General features: G+C 33.7%; 13 protein-coding genes and 2 pseudogenes. 4 read left to right on the top strand and 11 right to left on the bottom strand.

From position 1 onward, the window contains the following. Positions 1 to 11: 11 nt before the first annotated feature. The 6 genes and pseudogenes from sat to ACIQ0C_RS04970 all read right to left on the bottom strand — a co-directional run bounded on the left by sat (position 12) and on the right by ACIQ0C_RS04970 (position 5,121). A pseudogene (gene sat / locus ACIQ0C_RS04995) lies at positions 12 to 1,054 on the bottom strand (sulfate adenylyltransferase). A 30-nt stretch (positions 1,055 to 1,084) separates the two neighbouring features. Continuing rightward, a pseudogene (gene cysC, locus ACIQ0C_RS04990) lies at positions 1,085 to 1,697 on the bottom strand (adenylyl-sulfate kinase). 21 nt (positions 1,698 to 1,718) lie between these two features. Further along, the gene (locus ACIQ0C_RS04985; protein ID WP_403057583.1) at positions 1,719 to 2,585 is read right to left on the bottom strand and encodes a sulfite exporter TauE/SafE family protein; all 867 of its coding nucleotides are present in this window, start codon (positions 2,583 to 2,585) and stop codon (positions 1,719 to 1,721) included. Between the two features lie 1,308 nt (positions 2,586 to 3,893). Beyond that, on the bottom strand, positions 3,894 to 4,538 hold the full coding sequence (locus ACIQ0C_RS04980) for a class I SAM-dependent methyltransferase (RefSeq protein ID WP_403057580.1): 645 nt from the start codon (positions 4,536 to 4,538) through the stop codon (positions 3,894 to 3,896). Between the two features lie 133 nt (positions 4,539 to 4,671). Continuing rightward, on the bottom strand, positions 4,672 to 4,854 hold the full coding sequence (locus tag ACIQ0C_RS04975; protein WP_403057577.1) for a hypothetical protein: 183 nt from the start codon (positions 4,852 to 4,854) through the stop codon (positions 4,672 to 4,674). Positions 4,855 to 4,920: 66 nt separating this feature from the next. Next, complete coding sequence (locus tag ACIQ0C_RS04970) at positions 4,921 to 5,121, bottom strand: hypothetical protein (RefSeq protein WP_403057574.1); 201 nt, start codon at positions 5,119 to 5,121, stop codon at positions 4,921 to 4,923. A gap of 1,659 nt (positions 5,122 to 6,780) precedes the next feature. Here ACIQ0C_RS04970 and rfbF point away from each other — a divergent pair. From rfbF to ACIQ0C_RS04950, 4 genes are all read left to right on the top strand, one after another. Beyond that, a complete protein-coding gene (gene rfbF / locus ACIQ0C_RS04965) occupies positions 6,781 to 7,548 on the top strand; it encodes a glucose-1-phosphate cytidylyltransferase (RefSeq protein WP_403057571.1) in 768 nt (255 codons plus the stop codon). A 1-nt stretch (position 7,549) separates the two neighbouring features. After that, entirely contained in the window at positions 7,550 to 8,623 is a 1,074-nt protein-coding gene (gene rfbG / locus ACIQ0C_RS04960) for a CDP-glucose 4,6-dehydratase (protein ID WP_403057568.1), read from the top strand. Between the two features lie 46 nt (positions 8,624 to 8,669). Continuing rightward, positions 8,670 to 9,794 (top strand): glycosyltransferase family 4 protein, encoded by a 1,125-nt coding sequence (locus tag ACIQ0C_RS04955; protein WP_403057565.1) that lies wholly within the window; start codon positions 8,670 to 8,672, stop codon positions 9,792 to 9,794. A gap of 70 nt (positions 9,795 to 9,864) precedes the next feature. Next, positions 9,865 to 10,455, top strand: coding sequence for an FkbM family methyltransferase (locus tag ACIQ0C_RS04950; RefSeq protein WP_403057562.1), 591 nt, complete (start codon positions 9,865 to 9,867; stop codon positions 10,453 to 10,455). Positions 10,456 to 10,876: 421 nt separating this feature from the next. Here ACIQ0C_RS04950 and ACIQ0C_RS04945 read toward each other — a convergent pair whose 3' ends face one another. From ACIQ0C_RS04945 to gmd, 5 genes are all read right to left on the bottom strand, one after another. Further along, the gene (locus ACIQ0C_RS04945; protein ID WP_403057559.1) at positions 10,877 to 11,779 is read right to left on the bottom strand and encodes an NAD-dependent epimerase/dehydratase family protein; all 903 of its coding nucleotides are present in this window, start codon (positions 11,777 to 11,779) and stop codon (positions 10,877 to 10,879) included. 36 nt (positions 11,780 to 11,815) lie between these two features. Next, complete coding sequence (locus ACIQ0C_RS04940) at positions 11,816 to 12,712, bottom strand: hypothetical protein (protein ID WP_403057557.1); 897 nt, start codon at positions 12,710 to 12,712, stop codon at positions 11,816 to 11,818. 299 nt (positions 12,713 to 13,011) lie between these two features. Then, positions 13,012 to 14,169: a class I SAM-dependent methyltransferase gene (locus ACIQ0C_RS04935; protein ID WP_403057554.1), complete on the bottom strand. Its 1,158-nt coding sequence runs from the start codon at positions 14,167 to 14,169 to the stop codon at positions 13,012 to 13,014. A gap of 166 nt (positions 14,170 to 14,335) precedes the next feature. Further along, positions 14,336 to 15,481 (bottom strand): glycosyltransferase family 4 protein, encoded by a 1,146-nt coding sequence (locus tag ACIQ0C_RS04930; RefSeq protein WP_403057551.1) that lies wholly within the window; start codon positions 15,479 to 15,481, stop codon positions 14,336 to 14,338. A 132-nt stretch (positions 15,482 to 15,613) separates the two neighbouring features. Then, positions 15,614 to 16,573, bottom strand: a complete 960-nt coding sequence (gene gmd, locus ACIQ0C_RS04925; RefSeq protein WP_403057548.1) for a GDP-mannose 4,6-dehydratase — start codon at positions 16,571 to 16,573, stop codon at positions 15,614 to 15,616. Between the last annotated feature and the right edge of the window lie 12 nt (positions 16,574 to 16,585).

Here is a 16,585-nt window from a genome sequence, read left to right as displayed (position 1 = left end):
TTATTACCTGCTTATTTTACATTTTCAATAGTTTGTTTTAACGTCATTTGGTTATCCTTTTTTTGTTTCATCCCCCTACTAAGTACTTCTGCCACCTCAGGGCGAGTAAATTCCGGTAGTGGTGTAAGACCATCATGAAGCATTTCCCTGACTTTCGTTCCACTTAAAATGAACCTATCGTCAGCAGAATGAGGGCATGTCTTCAATGAAGACCGCTTCCCTTAGACCTACATAGCGCATGCAGCTGGATAAATGGCAAGTCGAACTCGATCCTATGGGTAGTAACATTTTAGTAAAATTTGATAGCTCTCCATCCGTAAACCTGCAGGTATATCATCCTTTTTCGTTTCACCTACAAGAGGATGTAACAAAAGCCCATCAACGGTTTCTAATGCCGTTTTTGGCAAATATTCTTGAGCCCGGTGGACAGGATTTCTCGTTTGAAATCCTATAACGGTATTCCACCCTAGGTAGGTGGAACATTTTTCCAGTTTAGCAGGGATTCATATAAAATTCTTCAAACGGCTTATGTGAAGACCTATTTTATTGATAAATAGCTCCTGCAACATACATGTCCCCTTGCCCAAATAACTTTTTGACCCCAGGGTGGTTAGAATCTATTGTTTTGTAAACGAGACGAGTTTCTTCCTGTTTATCATATTCGAACATTTCCTCTACCTAATGCCCCCGGACAGTTCCCCCTCATTGTTGTATACAGCAATTTCATCGCCCACATTTATACACCTCGCCTCCTCCTTCATAACAGGAAGAGTAATCGGTATCGGCCATGGTAATCCATTTGCTAGATGCATAGTTTTTCAATACGCTCTTGTAATCTTCTTTCCCCATAAATCCAATAAGTGGACTAAACCCTCAACAGGAAATCATTTCAATATCCAAAATATTACATTTCTAGATAATCAGGGACGAAAGGGATTGACTCTTATCCAAATATTCTTCACGAGGAATTCCTGTTAATTCACGATTAATCAGCTTGCCCGCCATGTGGCTCAATTATGGTTCTTTGAACATCCACATATAACACCTCAATCATTTGGTATGTTCTACAGTCGCTTTTTCTGTTTTAAATATCTACAATTCCTAAATGCTCATTATCCTTTAAAAAGTTAATAATCTGAAGCACACATTCTTCAATAGAATATTGAACTGGTTTCAATAATCATTTCAGGGTTTACCGGTTCTTCATAAGGTGCTGAAATCCCTGTGAAATGAGTGATTTCTCCTTTTCTAGCTTTCCTTATATAATTCTTTGGGATCTCGTTTTTCACAGGCTTCTAGAGGACATTTGACATAAATCTCAAGAAACTCACCCTCATGTACCTTTTTTCTGACATCATCAGTGTCACTAGCATAAGGCGAAATAAACGTGGCTAATACCACAATCACGCGATCGACAAATATTTTGGCAACTTCCCCTATTCGGCTTATAATTTCCTTGCGATCTTCAGAACTAAAACTCAGGTCTTCATTTAATCCTTTCCGTAAATTATCACCATCTTAATTGTATGTTGAGATCCCCTTCTTATGCAGTCTTCCCTCAACCATATTCGCGATTGTAGACTTACCTGAACCTGATAAACCTGTATACCAAGAATATAGCTTTTATGTCCATGTAAAGCTTGCCTAAGCTCTTTTGTAACGGAAAAAGAATGATGATAGATATTCTCCTGTTGAATCATGTAATCTCCCATTTATTTTTATTGTGGAACACGCTTTTTATTATTCCGGATTGCCAAGACTAATGAAACTGACCAACCAATAAATATAAGCAAATAAATAACGGGAGACCAATAATCATGAATAGACCAAGTGTTAATCAAGGTTCGAGAATTCGTCAATATAATAAATCCCCCAACAAGGACTCCCAATAAATAAGAAGGCAATTTTGTTACGATCCATGCAGCCATGGGTGCAGCAATAATTCCCCCTGCCATAAGTGCGATTACCCAAAACCAGTTCACTTCCTGCCAACCTAATGCAATTAGAAACCCCAAACTTGAAGAAACAGCAATAGCAAACTCACTTGTATCCACTGTACCAACTACTTTTCTAGCTGCAACCCCATTTTGAGATAAAAGGACTGGAGTTGTAATCGGGCCCCATCCACCCCCGCCCGTTGCATCTGCAAATCCGGCAATCGCTCCTAAGTAGATCGATTTTTTTTTAGACAAATCAATTGATTTTTTTTCAACGACAGGATTCAACAACATAAAGCGAAAAAGTACATATACACCAAGAATCAATAGAAATAAAGAAATATAGGGTTTTACTATATCACCGGGTAAATTACTCAAAAAGCATGCTCCTGTAAATGCCCCAATAAACCCGGGGATGATTAATTTAAAAAGAGCTTGCTTATCCACGTTTCCGAATTTCACATGAGAAACACCAGATGCAGCAGTGGTCACTATTTCAGCCAAATGTACTGATGCCGAAGCGACAGCCGGAGCAATCCCAAAGGTCAACAACATGGATGTAGAAGTAACCCCATAGGCCATACCTAAGGATCCATCAATTAGTTGAGCCAAAAAACCGATAAATGCAAAAATAATGAGTTTTCTCAAGATTGAACCTCCGTACAACTTCTCTCTTTTTTGTTTATGCGCCTTGTTGGGGAAAAACTAAAATGAGTCTTAAATACTATTGAATTCAAAATATAATAGCCAATCGGTTAATAAATTTATAAATAAGAATCTTGGATTTCCTGATACCTCTACAACAATATACATTAAATAATTAGCGTAAATCCCAAAATTATTCAGTAAAACACTTATATTTTGTAGTTTTCATATTTCCTCAAAAGTCATGTATCCATTATTTTTTTCTTTTCACTTAAAAAGTTAACAAAGAGCCTTAAGGGGTCGTCAGTCAGAAAAGTTAAGCACATCATAGGTTATTATTCCTATGATTACGCTGATGAACCGAAGAATTAGACTTTATCCTTTTAAGTCGATTTGCTAACTTTCAACTTGTGGAAAACAATATGGATCGAATATTATGCCTATTATCAAACCAATGGTTTTTATCCTCTTTTGATGTTATGGCCCTCACAGTTGTCTTTAAATAGGCTTCGTGATGGAACCGTTTATACCTCGATAAGTATTCGTGTTTATTGTGGGACCAGAGATTTCTCATTATAGAATAAAGTTCCTTTGGATAAGGATTGTAACCAGTGGTAATTGTGATTTTGCCGTCCCTAATTTATGACCTACCTACTGCTACACATTTGTCTTACAAAAAAAATTGAATACAAGGTTACCAAATGGAACCATTCTTGAAGGGTCGTAGTGAAGATGGTAAAGCCAGAAGGTGAGCAATTCTTTCCCTATACTTTTATCTGACAAACCTAACCTATCCCTAAGAATGTTTATTAAGTTCTAACTAGGAACAATGGGGAATTTCATTAATGAGGATAAAAATGGTTTAGCTTTTGACCAGCTAGGTAGCACTGATGATTCCAATACAAACACAATGAATATTCAAATATTTAGCATAAAATTCAAAAATGGTTTATTGGTCTTTACTCTCCAAAGAAAATGAAGAAAAAACCGAATTGAAACGGAAAGAATTCAACTGAAAAAATAGCTGAAACAGACCTTAAATTCCTCCCGCCACAAATCTGACAAATTACATAGCACCTGCCTAGAAGAAGTACTAGGTATTTTGGCAACCATTAATTGACTCCCCATCTTCCGGTACTGTAAACAATTAAAATGTCAATTTTCGATATATTAATTAGATACAAGTAAATGTTAATTAATATTATTCAGGTGAGCTTTTCAAATTAAGGTTAGGAATATTTTAAAAATGAAATCAGGCCTCAGAAAAAAGCTACAATTTTGCAGTTAATCGCAAAAATCCTATAAGAAAAATCAACCCATGAATAATTCAGGTTTGTGAATTCGTATGATATCGTCTTTAACTTCAAAAAATAAATCTGGACGTTTATTATTTATATAGTTTTCTAATACTTGAATAGTAGGATAATCATTTAAAACCGGATTAGGTCCGATAAAACAACGTGCGTCATCTATAAGAATTACATGTTCCTTAATTGGATGAGTCAAAATATAATCTAATTCTTGCATAATCGGAGTATCAAGGTCTCCTCTTGCAGTATCATTTGTACCTGGAATATAGTGTCCGTCTAACCAGAATAGACATGGTACTGAAATATTCTCAAGTATTTTTGGTAGCACTTTCCCGCTATCACCGTGAACGATAGTCACATGAGGTGAATCAGAAAATTTTGCTGCTGCAGCATTAAATAATTTTTCGTCCAATTCTACAGAGATGATTTTGTCAAATTGGTTTATCATCGCTCGAACCATTTCTCCATGGTAGGTTCCTGTTTCTATTAAGGTACGTAATTTAAATATTTCAGAGTATTTTTTTACGTTCTCTACTCTTACAGTATATGGTTTATCTCCAACAGTCCAAAAATTCAGAATTTCATCTTTTGTCAAATCATTAGGCAACGTTAAATTTTTTCTCCAATAATTAATTAATTCATTCAAGATTTTTCACCCCTATGAATAAATTTCAGATGGTATCCGACCACTGTATATTATGTTTTTAATTAACACTAAATATTAGGATGTGTAAAAAATGGTTAGCTATAGTTATATAATCATAGTAAATTAACAATCTTTAAATTTTAAAATCACTTACTCCCCAGAAAAGCTTTATTAATAAGTCATGCCCTATACAGGGTACCCATTCAAAGTTTGGTACAAATACAAAACGCCCTTCAAGGCCAGGTATATTCATCTTTATGGCACCTGGATAAAATTGTTTGGAATCCATTCCAATTGGGATCACTTGATTTTGCATCGTCAACCCAATGTTTATTCTTCCAGGAATGATGTCCAATTCTTCAAATTAACATTGCCCAAGAGTTTACCTGCCGGCAGAACATTGCTTCCAACAAATAGAAAGAAGTTGTTTTTGTGAATCAGGTAACCCGCATTCCAATTGACTCCAGTCCCTAGGTATAATCCTTACATTATAAACTTTGTCAAGAAGCCCAAAAGCAATTGAACGAAGTGCCTGTGCATAACCTGATGCATCAAATAAAGGTCCAATAATTGATATTTTCAATTAATCCATCCCCACATGTTTATTTCTAAAAAAATTTATTGAGTCAGGTCAAGTATGATTTATTTTTGTCAACGCAAAGGTTAAGGTACTTATCCAATGTGGATAAGCTTTTTTTAGATTCTTATATCCTTCATCCCCATTTTTGACATGGTGATTATGCACTTTAGACTTACATGCAGCATGCCAATCACTTGCAGTAACTACTGCCTGAACAAAATAGCCCTTTTTACGAAGTTGTTCAATATACTGTTGAATATCAGGCCATTTTCCTCCATGCGGAACACTTTTCCTAAAAACAACCGGGTGTTCGGGTAAAGGAAATTCAGCGTCATCCCATTACTGAATATGTTCATCACTTCCAAGGCATCCTGCTTTATAAGAATTCTTGTAACTAACCGAGTTCCACTACTCTCAGGTCCCAAAACTAAAAATTGCATGGGTTGAAGAGTTAGTCATTTTGAGACACCTGTTAGATATACTAATAAGCTATATTATGTTTAATTATTTAAAAATGGTAATACTTTTTGCGGATTTTAAATAGTCCATTTTGAGAAATTTATTCCTAAAAAGTCATATTTGATTATTTCATCTATTTAGTAGCTTTTACCCCACATGAAATCATTTAAAGATAACTTCCCTATAAAATTGAAAACACTAAAAGCCATTCCCTATTAAACATATTTAATTCTTTTCTTATTATTCAAGCTATCAATTGCCGCTGACACGCCTGGTGTAATCACCGGTGATAAAATGGTTCTTCCGACATTTTGGTGATGTCCTTTTGGGGTAATTATAGAGTACATCATTACCTTGGAAGCTTTGAAAATGGATTTTCAAATACTAAAAATATGGGTATTCTTTACATGTGTCACTACTAAAACGGAAATAAATTTACACTTTCGGTCTGATCATCTCTGTAACCGCCTTCCTTCCTGCCAAACTGTGGACTCTATAATACATAGCCCGGACTGGCGAACTTACAGCAGTTTGTTCATTACCTCCAATCTGAATGGTCAGCTGTCAAGAATGCACTTTTGTATTCTTGGAGTAATTGACTTGTAGAAGAACAGTTAATAGGTTAAAAATAATTAAAAGGCAAATATAAAAAAGGTCTATACCGGTCGGTCTTATATTTATTTAATCTGCATTTTTAAAGTTATAAAATTATAAATTTCCCGATGGTTATTATATTCATAGTATTATTAATAAATATACAAATACCTGGTTTATGATTTGATTGTATTGCCTGTAACTTTTAATGATTTGCGACATACCTTATAAGTAATTACGAATGAAAGCCTACTCTTCACCTACCCCAGACATATAATTATAAAAGCTTAAAGACCCCAGTCCCGAACTTGGCAGAGAGACTTTTCTTTAACATTAGCCGCTTTTGCGAACTCTATATGTTGAAAACTCAATACACGATTATTGAGTTGCCTAAAAACCAATAATGCTCATTTATTTGGTACCTAGTTGTAATAACCCCAAAAACTGAATGAAAAAAAGATTTACTGGGACTGACTCTTCTAAGGGCTTTAATTCCAATATAAATTTCCGATAGTAAGAATTCGATTCTTTAACACTCTTTGTCATATCGCATAAGATACCAGAAATGATAATTGAATATAGAGCTTTTTTACCAGGAAGGGTGAGAGGATGAAAGCAGTAATTCTGGCCGGAGGGCTTGGAACAAGAATTAGTGAAGAAACACATCTTAAGCCTAAGCCAATGGTTGAAATCGGTGGGAAACCGATACTCTGGCATATTATGAAAATATACTCACATCATGGGATTAATGATTTTATTATCTGTTTAGGATATAAAGGTTATGTAATAAAGGAATATTTCGCTAATTATTTTTTGCATATGTCTGATGTTACGTTTGATATGAGTAAAAACGAAATGATTATTCATCAAAATAGTGCCGAGCCATGGAAAGTGACACTTGTTGATACAGGGGCAGAGACAATGACTGGTGGACGACTAAAAAGGGTAACGCAATATATTGGGGAGGGAACTTTTTGCTTAACATATGGCGATGGGGTTAGTAACGTAAATATCCAAGAACTCTTACAATTTCATAAAAAGCATGGAAAGTTGGCTACAGTGACAACTGTCCATCCACCAGGACGATTTGGAGAATTAAGTATTTCGAATAATCAAGTAGTAGAATTTAAAGAAAAACCCCAATGGAATGGAAATTGGATAAATGGAGGATTTTTTGTATTGCAACCTGAAATAATTAGCTTTATCGAAGGAGACAAAGTAATGTGGGAAAAGGAACCAATTGAAACATTAGCTAAGAATAATGAATTAGTCGCCTATCAACACAGAGGGTTTTGGCAACCGATGGATACGTTAAGGGATCGAATGAAACTAGAGGAAATGTGGAAAGAAGAGAAAGCTCCATGGAAGGTGTGGTGATATGATAAATAAAGAATTTTGGAATGGAAAAAAGGTACTGATCACTGGACATACAGGGTTTAAAGGGACTTGGCTCACGCTTTGGCTTGCTTCCCTTGGAGCTGATGTAATTGGATACTCTCTAGATCCTCCTTCAAGTCCAAATTTATACGAAATTACCGAAACGTCAAGAGAATGTCTTTCGTATTATGGCGATATTAACAATTATTCACAACTCCAGGAAACAATGACCACTTATCAACCCCAAATTATTTTTCATATGGCTGCACAACCACTCGTCAGAACATCCTACCAATATCCTATTGAGACATTTCACACTAATGTTATCGGTACAGTTCATGTTTTGGAAGCGGTAAGGAAGACAACGAGTGCACGGGTTGTTATAAACATTACAAGTGACAAATGTTATCAAAACAATGATAAAGACCTAAGATCTTTTTGTGAAAATGATCGGTTGGGAGGACACGACCCATACAGTGCAAGTAAAGCATGTGCCGAGCTTGTTACAGAATCTTATCGAAAATCTTTTTTGAATTTAAAATGCCATTCCGATATTAGATTGGCTTCAGCAAGAGCCGGAAATGTAATTGGGGGTGGAGACTGGGCAGAAGGCCGCTTGTTTACTGATATGATGAAAGCTTTTCTCTATGGAAAAGAATTAAATATAAGAAATCCAAATGCCGTTCGCCCATGGCAACATGTCCTCGAACCGTTAAATGGCTATTTGCTCCTTGCAGAAAAACTATGGAATGATTCACTGTATAGTGATGGCTGGAATTTTGGACCTATTGAAGAAAAGGACATCAGCGTAGATGATGTAGTTAATATAACCATGAAATTATGGGACAAACAGATTGAGATTAATTATGACGATAATGGTCACCCACATGAATCACCATTTTTAAAGCTTAATAGTTCTAAAGCTTTTCAAAAGCTTGGATGGAAACCCAAATTATCGACAAAAGAATCTATAGATTGGGCAGTTCAATGGTACAAAAACTATGAAGTAGGTGAAAATATGAACAAATTCACTTTAAAGCAGATTAATGATTTCCAAAAATTAAAGGGGGATTGAAACCCTATTAATATTAAATAAAAATCAGACTAAAAGGTGTGATAAAATGTCGCTCCCTACTGGGATTGTTTGGGTAGGTCATGTCTATGATATTGGGGGATATGGGAATGTTAGTAGAAATTATCTAAGAATGTTAAAAAAATTAGAAATTCCGGTCCATATTCATTTTATTGGTGCCGTGCACGAGGAAATTGGGAAAGATGATTTGGAATTTATTCAGAGTATTAACCGTCCGATTAATCAGTTAGGCTCAGATCCTTTTTTAATTATTCATAGCACCCCAGAAATTTTTTCAACTTATAAAGACCTCTATACTTTTCGAAAAAAAATTGGAATAACTATTTTTGAAACAGATCGCATTCCAACTCATTGGGTAGGATTGTGCAATTCAATGGATGAAATTTGGGTTCCTTCAAAATTTAATTATAAGACTTTTGCTCAATCGGGAGTTGAAGAATCAAAAATAAGAATTATTCCTTATGGGATAGATACAGAAAATCTTAATCATGTAATTAATTCTTACTCATTTCCAGAGGAGGCCAAATCATTTTCTTTTTTATATACCTTTCAATTTGATTATAGAAAAGGAATAGACTTGTTGATAAAGAGTTACTGTGAAGAATTCACTAGTAAAGATGATGTTTCTCTTACTTTAAAGGTATATGCATATGATGAAAAAATTGAAATCGAAAAAATAATTCGATCATATATACCTATAAGAAATAATCTTCCAAGAATTTATATCATAAGTAATAAGTTACCTAGAGATGAACTACTATCATTATATTCAAGTTGTTCTTGTTATATATCAACTGACAGGGCATGTGGATGGGGTATGCCGCAAATGGAAATGATGGTCATGGGAAAACCTGTAATAACAATAAATTGGGGTGGATCAACAGAATTTACGAATGAAAATAATGCTATACTTATTCAACCTCTAGACGAACTTGAGTCAGTAGATAAATCCCTCGAAATATCAAGACCTTTATTATATTCAGGCCATAAATGGGCTAAGGTTTCTGAAGAAAATGTAAGAAAAGCATTAAGGTTTGCGTTTGAAAATCAAGAAAAAGGATATGAATTAGGACAAAAGGCTAAAGAGGATATTAACAAAAATTATTCAATCGATGAAATTGCAAAAGTTTTAAAAATTAATTTATCAATTTAAAAAGTTAACTATTTGAATTAAGATCATACTTGCTTTATTTTAAGAAATAAAATTAGGAGGTAAATGTTTAATGAAATTGTCTGCAGATAGCAGTGAGTTATTTTCAGATCTCACCAATGGAACTATTTCTATAGATTGTGGTGCACATGTGGGGAATGTCACAGAAAAAATGGCGGAAAAAGGGGCGCTTGTTTATGCTTTTGAACCCAATCCCATTGCTTTTGAAAAATTGAAAAATAGATTTTTGAATTATTCTAATGTTATTTGTTTTAATCAAGCAGTTTGGCATAAAAACGATAAAATTTTTCTATATTTTGAAAAAGGAGCAAGTCAATATCCTATCGAAAATTGTGTAGGGTCTTCAATTATTTCATATAATCCATATATTGATCAAAAAGATTCTATAGAAATAGAAGCTGTGGATTTTACAGAATTTTTAAACAAAATAGGTAAGAAAATTAAATTAGTAAAGTTGGATATTGAAGGGGCTGAATTTGATGTGTTGAAAAAGATGATTGATTTAAATTTACATGAGAATATAGAAACGATTGTGGTTGAGACTCATGAATGGCTGATTCCAGAGATGAAATCTGCAGCTGAAAATTTAAAAGAATTGATAAGAGAAAGGAATATTACAAATATTTTTTTAAATTGGATATAAAAATTTTCCTAAATCATTTAATCTACGTATAAAGGCATTAGTTACCAATAAGTAACATCTTGTAAAATCTCCATCATCAGCTAATGAAATTGAGCATAATGAATGTAATGGATGATACTGACTTCATGAAACACCAGATGATTATTGTTATTATCCCTTTTGTGTAGAGATCCTGTTTTGTTTTACACAGGAGGGATTTTTTTTTTTGGATAGAACAAAATGGACAGTAGAAGAGAAATGTGGGAATCGAATTGGTAAGAATGACGGCAATTTTCAATCTAGGCAACATTTATTTTTTGCATATTCCCGAGTATACAGATATTGATCATAAATAAGAGATTATATTTTATTAAATAGATACATCAATAGTTACTTTTAAATGCGTACTGTCCATTTTTTATGCACCGCTATCTCTCAAATGTTAATTAACTTCCCTTCCTACTTGTTTAACTATTTCTTCAATTCCATCTATCAATTTGATCTTACTAGACCAGCCTATCGATGTTAAAGGTTCGATATTTGCTTTAGAGAACATAATTTCATCATCTCGATAAGGAAGGCTCCCAAACTTTAATATTGTCTTGGATTTGGTTATTTTATGAGCAAGTTCTACAAACTCACGAATAGAGGTTTCTTTACCAGTTCCTAACTCAAATTCTTCAAAAAAGCTTGTTGACTTAGATATTCCTTTTTGTAGTAAAATGAGATAGGCAGAGACCGCATCATCTACATAAATAAAATCACGTTTTTGTTCTCCAGGTGTTAATAATACCTCTGGTACGTTTTTTAAACAACTGTTAATAATATAAGGTACAAACTTTTGACTATGATCATCAAATGGTCCATATAAATGTTCTAGTTTTACATTAATAAAATTAATTTTCTTTTTGATGGAGATAACCTTTCCCCATTCAAGAAAAGTCTTCTTCGAAAGATTATAATTTATAAGATAATTGCTTATTGAATTAATATTAGAAAAAGTATCAGTATTGATAAAAAGTTTTGTTTTATAACTTACAGCCATTTCAAGAAGTTGTAAAGGAAATATTAAATTTGCCTCTACGATCTCCCTAATACTTTCGTTATTACGACCATAACAAGTCGCTGTATGAATGACAGCATCTATTTTTCTAAAGTCTTGAAAGGGGATCTCTAAATCTATTTCATCAAGATTATAAATTGTAATATGTGGTGTCAATTGGGCAATTCGGTAACTATTTGAAAAACTGCGTTTAAGTATAATTACTTCATAGCCTTCTTTTACAAGAGCTTTCACAAGAAAGCTCCCTAAAAAACCTGTAGCTCCAGTAACTAATACCTTCATAATCATTTTCCCCTTTTAATAATATTATTTGTTAAGCTATTCAGTAGGCCGCCATTGACAAGACGAATAATCAAAATAATTTATTTTATTTTGATTAATTTTTATATTCGGTAAATAAAATTGTTTCATAAATCCTTTCCCGTCAAACCCTTGGAAATGCAGAGAGTTCACTCTAGAATATTGATTTATTAAAAGGTTTTTACAAAATAAAGCCCCGTTAATTAAGTATATCTTCTTCTTACCCTCTAACATTTCAAGTTCAGGAGATTGACCACTAAAGTAAATATTATGATCATGTATGTTTTGATCAAAAAAAGCATCCTTAAAATATCCAAGTTTTGGTTTATGTTCTGGAAAATGATTAAACAGCCATAATAAAGCCATATCAGATACAAATGCATGCTTAATGCCCCTTGTAAATCTTAATAAATCCTCTAACGAACTCTTATCACTAAAATAGTTTTGAATGAATAAACAGAAATTATTGAGTTCGTTAATATTAAATATCCCTATCCAATTAGCCTGGATTGAGTTGTATGTGGGATTATTAATATCGGTATATAGCATACAATCTGAATCTAGGTAACAACATTGACTTATATTGTTTGCCTTCATAAAATCTCTTAATATAAACCATCTTTGATAACAAAACAGATTATAATCATCTACTGGAATAAAGCATTCATTTTTCTCATTAGTAGTGAAAGCCTTATCTATTTTTTGAAATGTCTTTGAAAATTCCAAAGCACTAAGATTAAATTCTTCAATTCCTACATATTTTATGTTATCAGGGCAGTACTTTTGATTTACTGGTGTTCCTATTAGAATTACATCTGAGTTGAGATTACTTAATTTTGATTGCTGTAAACTATAGGATATATATTCGTTATCACCTTTATGGATAATAATAATAGGCATATTTCTCATATTCATATTTATCCTATCCCCTCATTATAAATAAATCATTGTTTGATATCTTCATGAGCTTTGAAGATCTACCATCAGCATAGGACAGTGAAAAGTTCACATAAAAATCCCCCCTTTTAGGGGAATGATCTACATATTTTAAACTACCTCTTCCTACTCCCTTAAAACAAGAACAAATAATTTTTCGTCCAAAATGAGGATATCAAGCATAATCCAGTTTATTTTTGGTTAGGAATCTTCCTTTTCCTTATTACCTTCTTCCTAATCCTTACCTCTTTTTAATGCAAGTAAGTATTGTAAAAACTTTATAATTTTCTTAACGTTAGTTTTCTTACTCTTACCATAGGAAAAGTAACTGTCCCTCGGGGAAAAACTGTGTCATTGAAAAGTCTTATTTCAAATTTACTCTCAGGAGATGGTAAATGAAAACAATACTGTAGTTCTAAGGAGCCGTTTGCAGAATGGCACATGATTATTTTTGTTCCCATATTAGATGCAAAATCAATCGTAAAATCAAAATTGGTACTTGTTTCAAGCTTAAAATCTAAGGTATACCATCCAGAGTCAAGTTCTACATATGGACCATGGAAGACTACACCTTGATTCCTAATCGGTATCCAACCGTCTAAATCATGATTACTTGGAATGTTAAATCGGTTTATATAATTGAAATACAAATTATTGATAATATTAGGAGAATGAAATTTAATGTCGGTGTTTTTAATTGATTCTATCCTAAGCTCTTTATCACTCTTCTTATTTATTTCTAACACAGCTATACCATTCGCATTAGGAAACGGGCTATCATAAATTGTATCGGCAAGATTTTCTTTTAAGCAAGGAACCCACACTTGACGCGGGTTATTCCATGTCATTTCCATTTCCATTTTTCTATAATATTTAATAATAAGTTCATCATCAGGTATTTCATATTTATTAATCAGTAATTGCATATAATGATCGTCAAAATGAATCAGCCATCCATGATCAATTAACTTTCCAAATGGAACAGTTATTAACGCATGACCTCCTTCCTTAAGAAGATTATATATTTTTACAATAGCTTTAAGAGGCGTCTCTTTATCTCTAACATTATCTTCTTCCCCATAGGAACCCGATGGATCTTTTCGTTGGCCGATATGCTCAACAGTCGAAATGCTTATAATAGCTTCATACTTTTCCTCCGGATTATATTCCATAAGATCGATATTTAAAACATCAGGGCCAACCTCAAATTTATCAAGAATGTTCCATGTGCCGTATATTGGTTGTTGTATATACTGCTGCAGTACATTACCAACTTCAAGTATCCGTTTGGAATTATGCTCCATCAGAAAATTGAGACCTATTGGCACTTCGATTGCCCTTTCCGACACATTATTAATAGGAACCCTGTTATAATGGAGTTGTTTCTCTCCAAAAGTAAATATGTCAGAATAAGAAGAGCTAGAAAACAGTCCCATAAATTTCACTCCTTAAGTTTAAAAGTAATCTGAATTACAAGATTTCAATTTCGCACCTATTTTTATCCATGAATGCCGAGTTTAATTCCTTAGTATAGCGATTTAAGAATAGAATAACTTCCCTCTACATACTCTCTTATACGTTTGTTTGCAAGCTGGTTAAAAGTTAAACACCTATAATTGATTTTAAATGTAACGCAATAGCGTCTAGAGAAAATAACGTATAAATATCTTCTTGCGCTTTATGGGCGATGTTCGATCTCTTTTCACCATTCTCATAAGCTTCTCTCATAACCTTTCCAACAGATATAGGATTTACAGCAGCCCATTTATGCCCGGCATATAATGCAGGTCTATTTGTAGCAAGTAAAGTATGCACATCTTCTAATTCTTTCTCCGGTTCAATTAGAAATGAATTGGATTCATTCATGAATTGTGTCGCTCCACACCAATTAATCGCAATTGCCGGTTTTCCCATGGCCATCATTTCCATAGCAGGCATCCCCCACCCATTTCCGCGATCAGTTGAAATGAAACAGTCACATGATTTATATAGTGAGTAAAGCTCATCGTCTGACATGTTTTTTATAATGATTAATATATGGGGATTTTTATCCTTTTGTGGAATCAAAGAATGTAAATATGCTAAGGGGTCTATATCTATTTGTAATTGGGGCACATAGACTTTTAAAACTAATGTTACATCATCCTCTTCTGTGAATTCCTTACAATACGAATCAATTAATAAATCAATACCCTTTCGAAAATCAAATATCGTAGCGTATAAAAATTTAAAGTTATTTGTTTCTTCATCAAATTGATAAGAGTTATGTGGCTTTAGGAGTGGATTTAAATCAATTGCATAAGGAACTAATTTTAGTTTATTAATATCCACACCACTATTACTAAAAGTTTGAATATTAAACTGACTTGGAACCCATATCTCATCCATAAGATTACAAGCAGATACCCAATGCTGAGGTATTCTATCTGTCTCAAAAATGGTAACGCCTATTTTCTTATAGACATTTGTAAACTTTCCACAAAATCGTTTATATAAATATTGATAATTCTCTGGTAATGTGTGGATAATTAACAAAGGATTTTTCCCTACTGTCCAATCTGTTCGGGAGATTCTTTTTACAAAATTAATTTCATCTTGACCTATTTCCTGATCAATGTCCGAAATGCTTATAACATGGATTCGAATTCCAAGCTTTGATAGACTTTTTAAAAAGTTTCGTGAGACATTTCCGTAGCCTCCCATCTGATAAACAGGACCAATCCATATTATTCCTGTAGGAATAGTCATTCCTTAGCCTCCTTAAAACTAACTAATGAGGTTAAATTAGATTAAACTCACTTTCTGAGGAGCTGAAGTTAAACTAAATAAATATATTTCAATAAAAATTTTGTTATTCACATCTTTTGTCATTAATTAGCTTTATTTTTGTATTTTTTGCAGGTCCTGATCTACCATCATTTTTACCAGTTGTTCAAAGGTTATTTGAGGCTCCCATTTTAATATTTGTTTTGCTTTTGAAGGATCTCCTAACAAAATATCAACCTCTGCAGGTCTCATGAACTGCGGATCTTGAACGACATGTTCCTGCCAGTTTAAGCCAACATGTTCAAAAGCGATTTCTACGAATTCTTTAACAGTATGAGTTTCACCGGTAGCAATAACAAAATCATCCGGTTCATCCTGCTGAAGCATAAGCCACATAGCTTTTACATAATCTCCAGCAAAACCCCAATCGCGTTTTGAATCTAAATTCCCTAGATGCAGTTTATCTTGAATTCCAAGCTTTATTTTTGCGACGGCATCAGTAACTTTCCTGGTTACAAAGTCTATTCCCCGGCGAGGTGATTCATGATTAAATAAAATTCCAGAGCAAGCATACATATCGTAACTTTCTCGATAGTTCACCGTAATCCAGTGACCATAAACCTTTGCCACACCATAAGGGCTTCTAGGGTAGAATGGAGTCGTTTCTTTTTGAGGCGTTTCAAGTACTTTCCCAAACATTTCACTACTCGATGCCTGATAAAAACGTGCATCTGGTTTTGCTTGACGGATTGCCTCAAGCATGTTCGTTACTCCAAGCCCTGTTACCTCTCCCGTATAGATCGGCTGACGCCAGGAATCTCCGACAAAGGATTGTGCAGCTAAGTTATAAATTTCGTCAGGTTTTGCTACATGTACTGCTTCAGTCAAAGATGTAATATCGCGAAGATCACCTGAAATAAACTCAATTTCATTTTTGAAAGATTTGATATTTTCAAGATTCGTGGTAGCTGTTCTTCTTTTTAATCCGTAAACTTTATAACCTTGATCTAATAGCAATTCTGCCAAATATGAGCCGTCCTGGCCTGTAATTCCTGTTATTAATGCTGTTTTCATAAGTAAGCCCTC

Source organism: Peribacillus sp. NPDC096448, assembly GCF_044762675.1.
In the GTDB taxonomy this organism is placed as follows: domain Bacteria; phylum Bacillota; class Bacilli; order Bacillales; family DSM-1321; genus Peribacillus; species Peribacillus frigoritolerans_B.
This window is presented reverse-complemented; position numbering and strand designations above follow the sequence as displayed.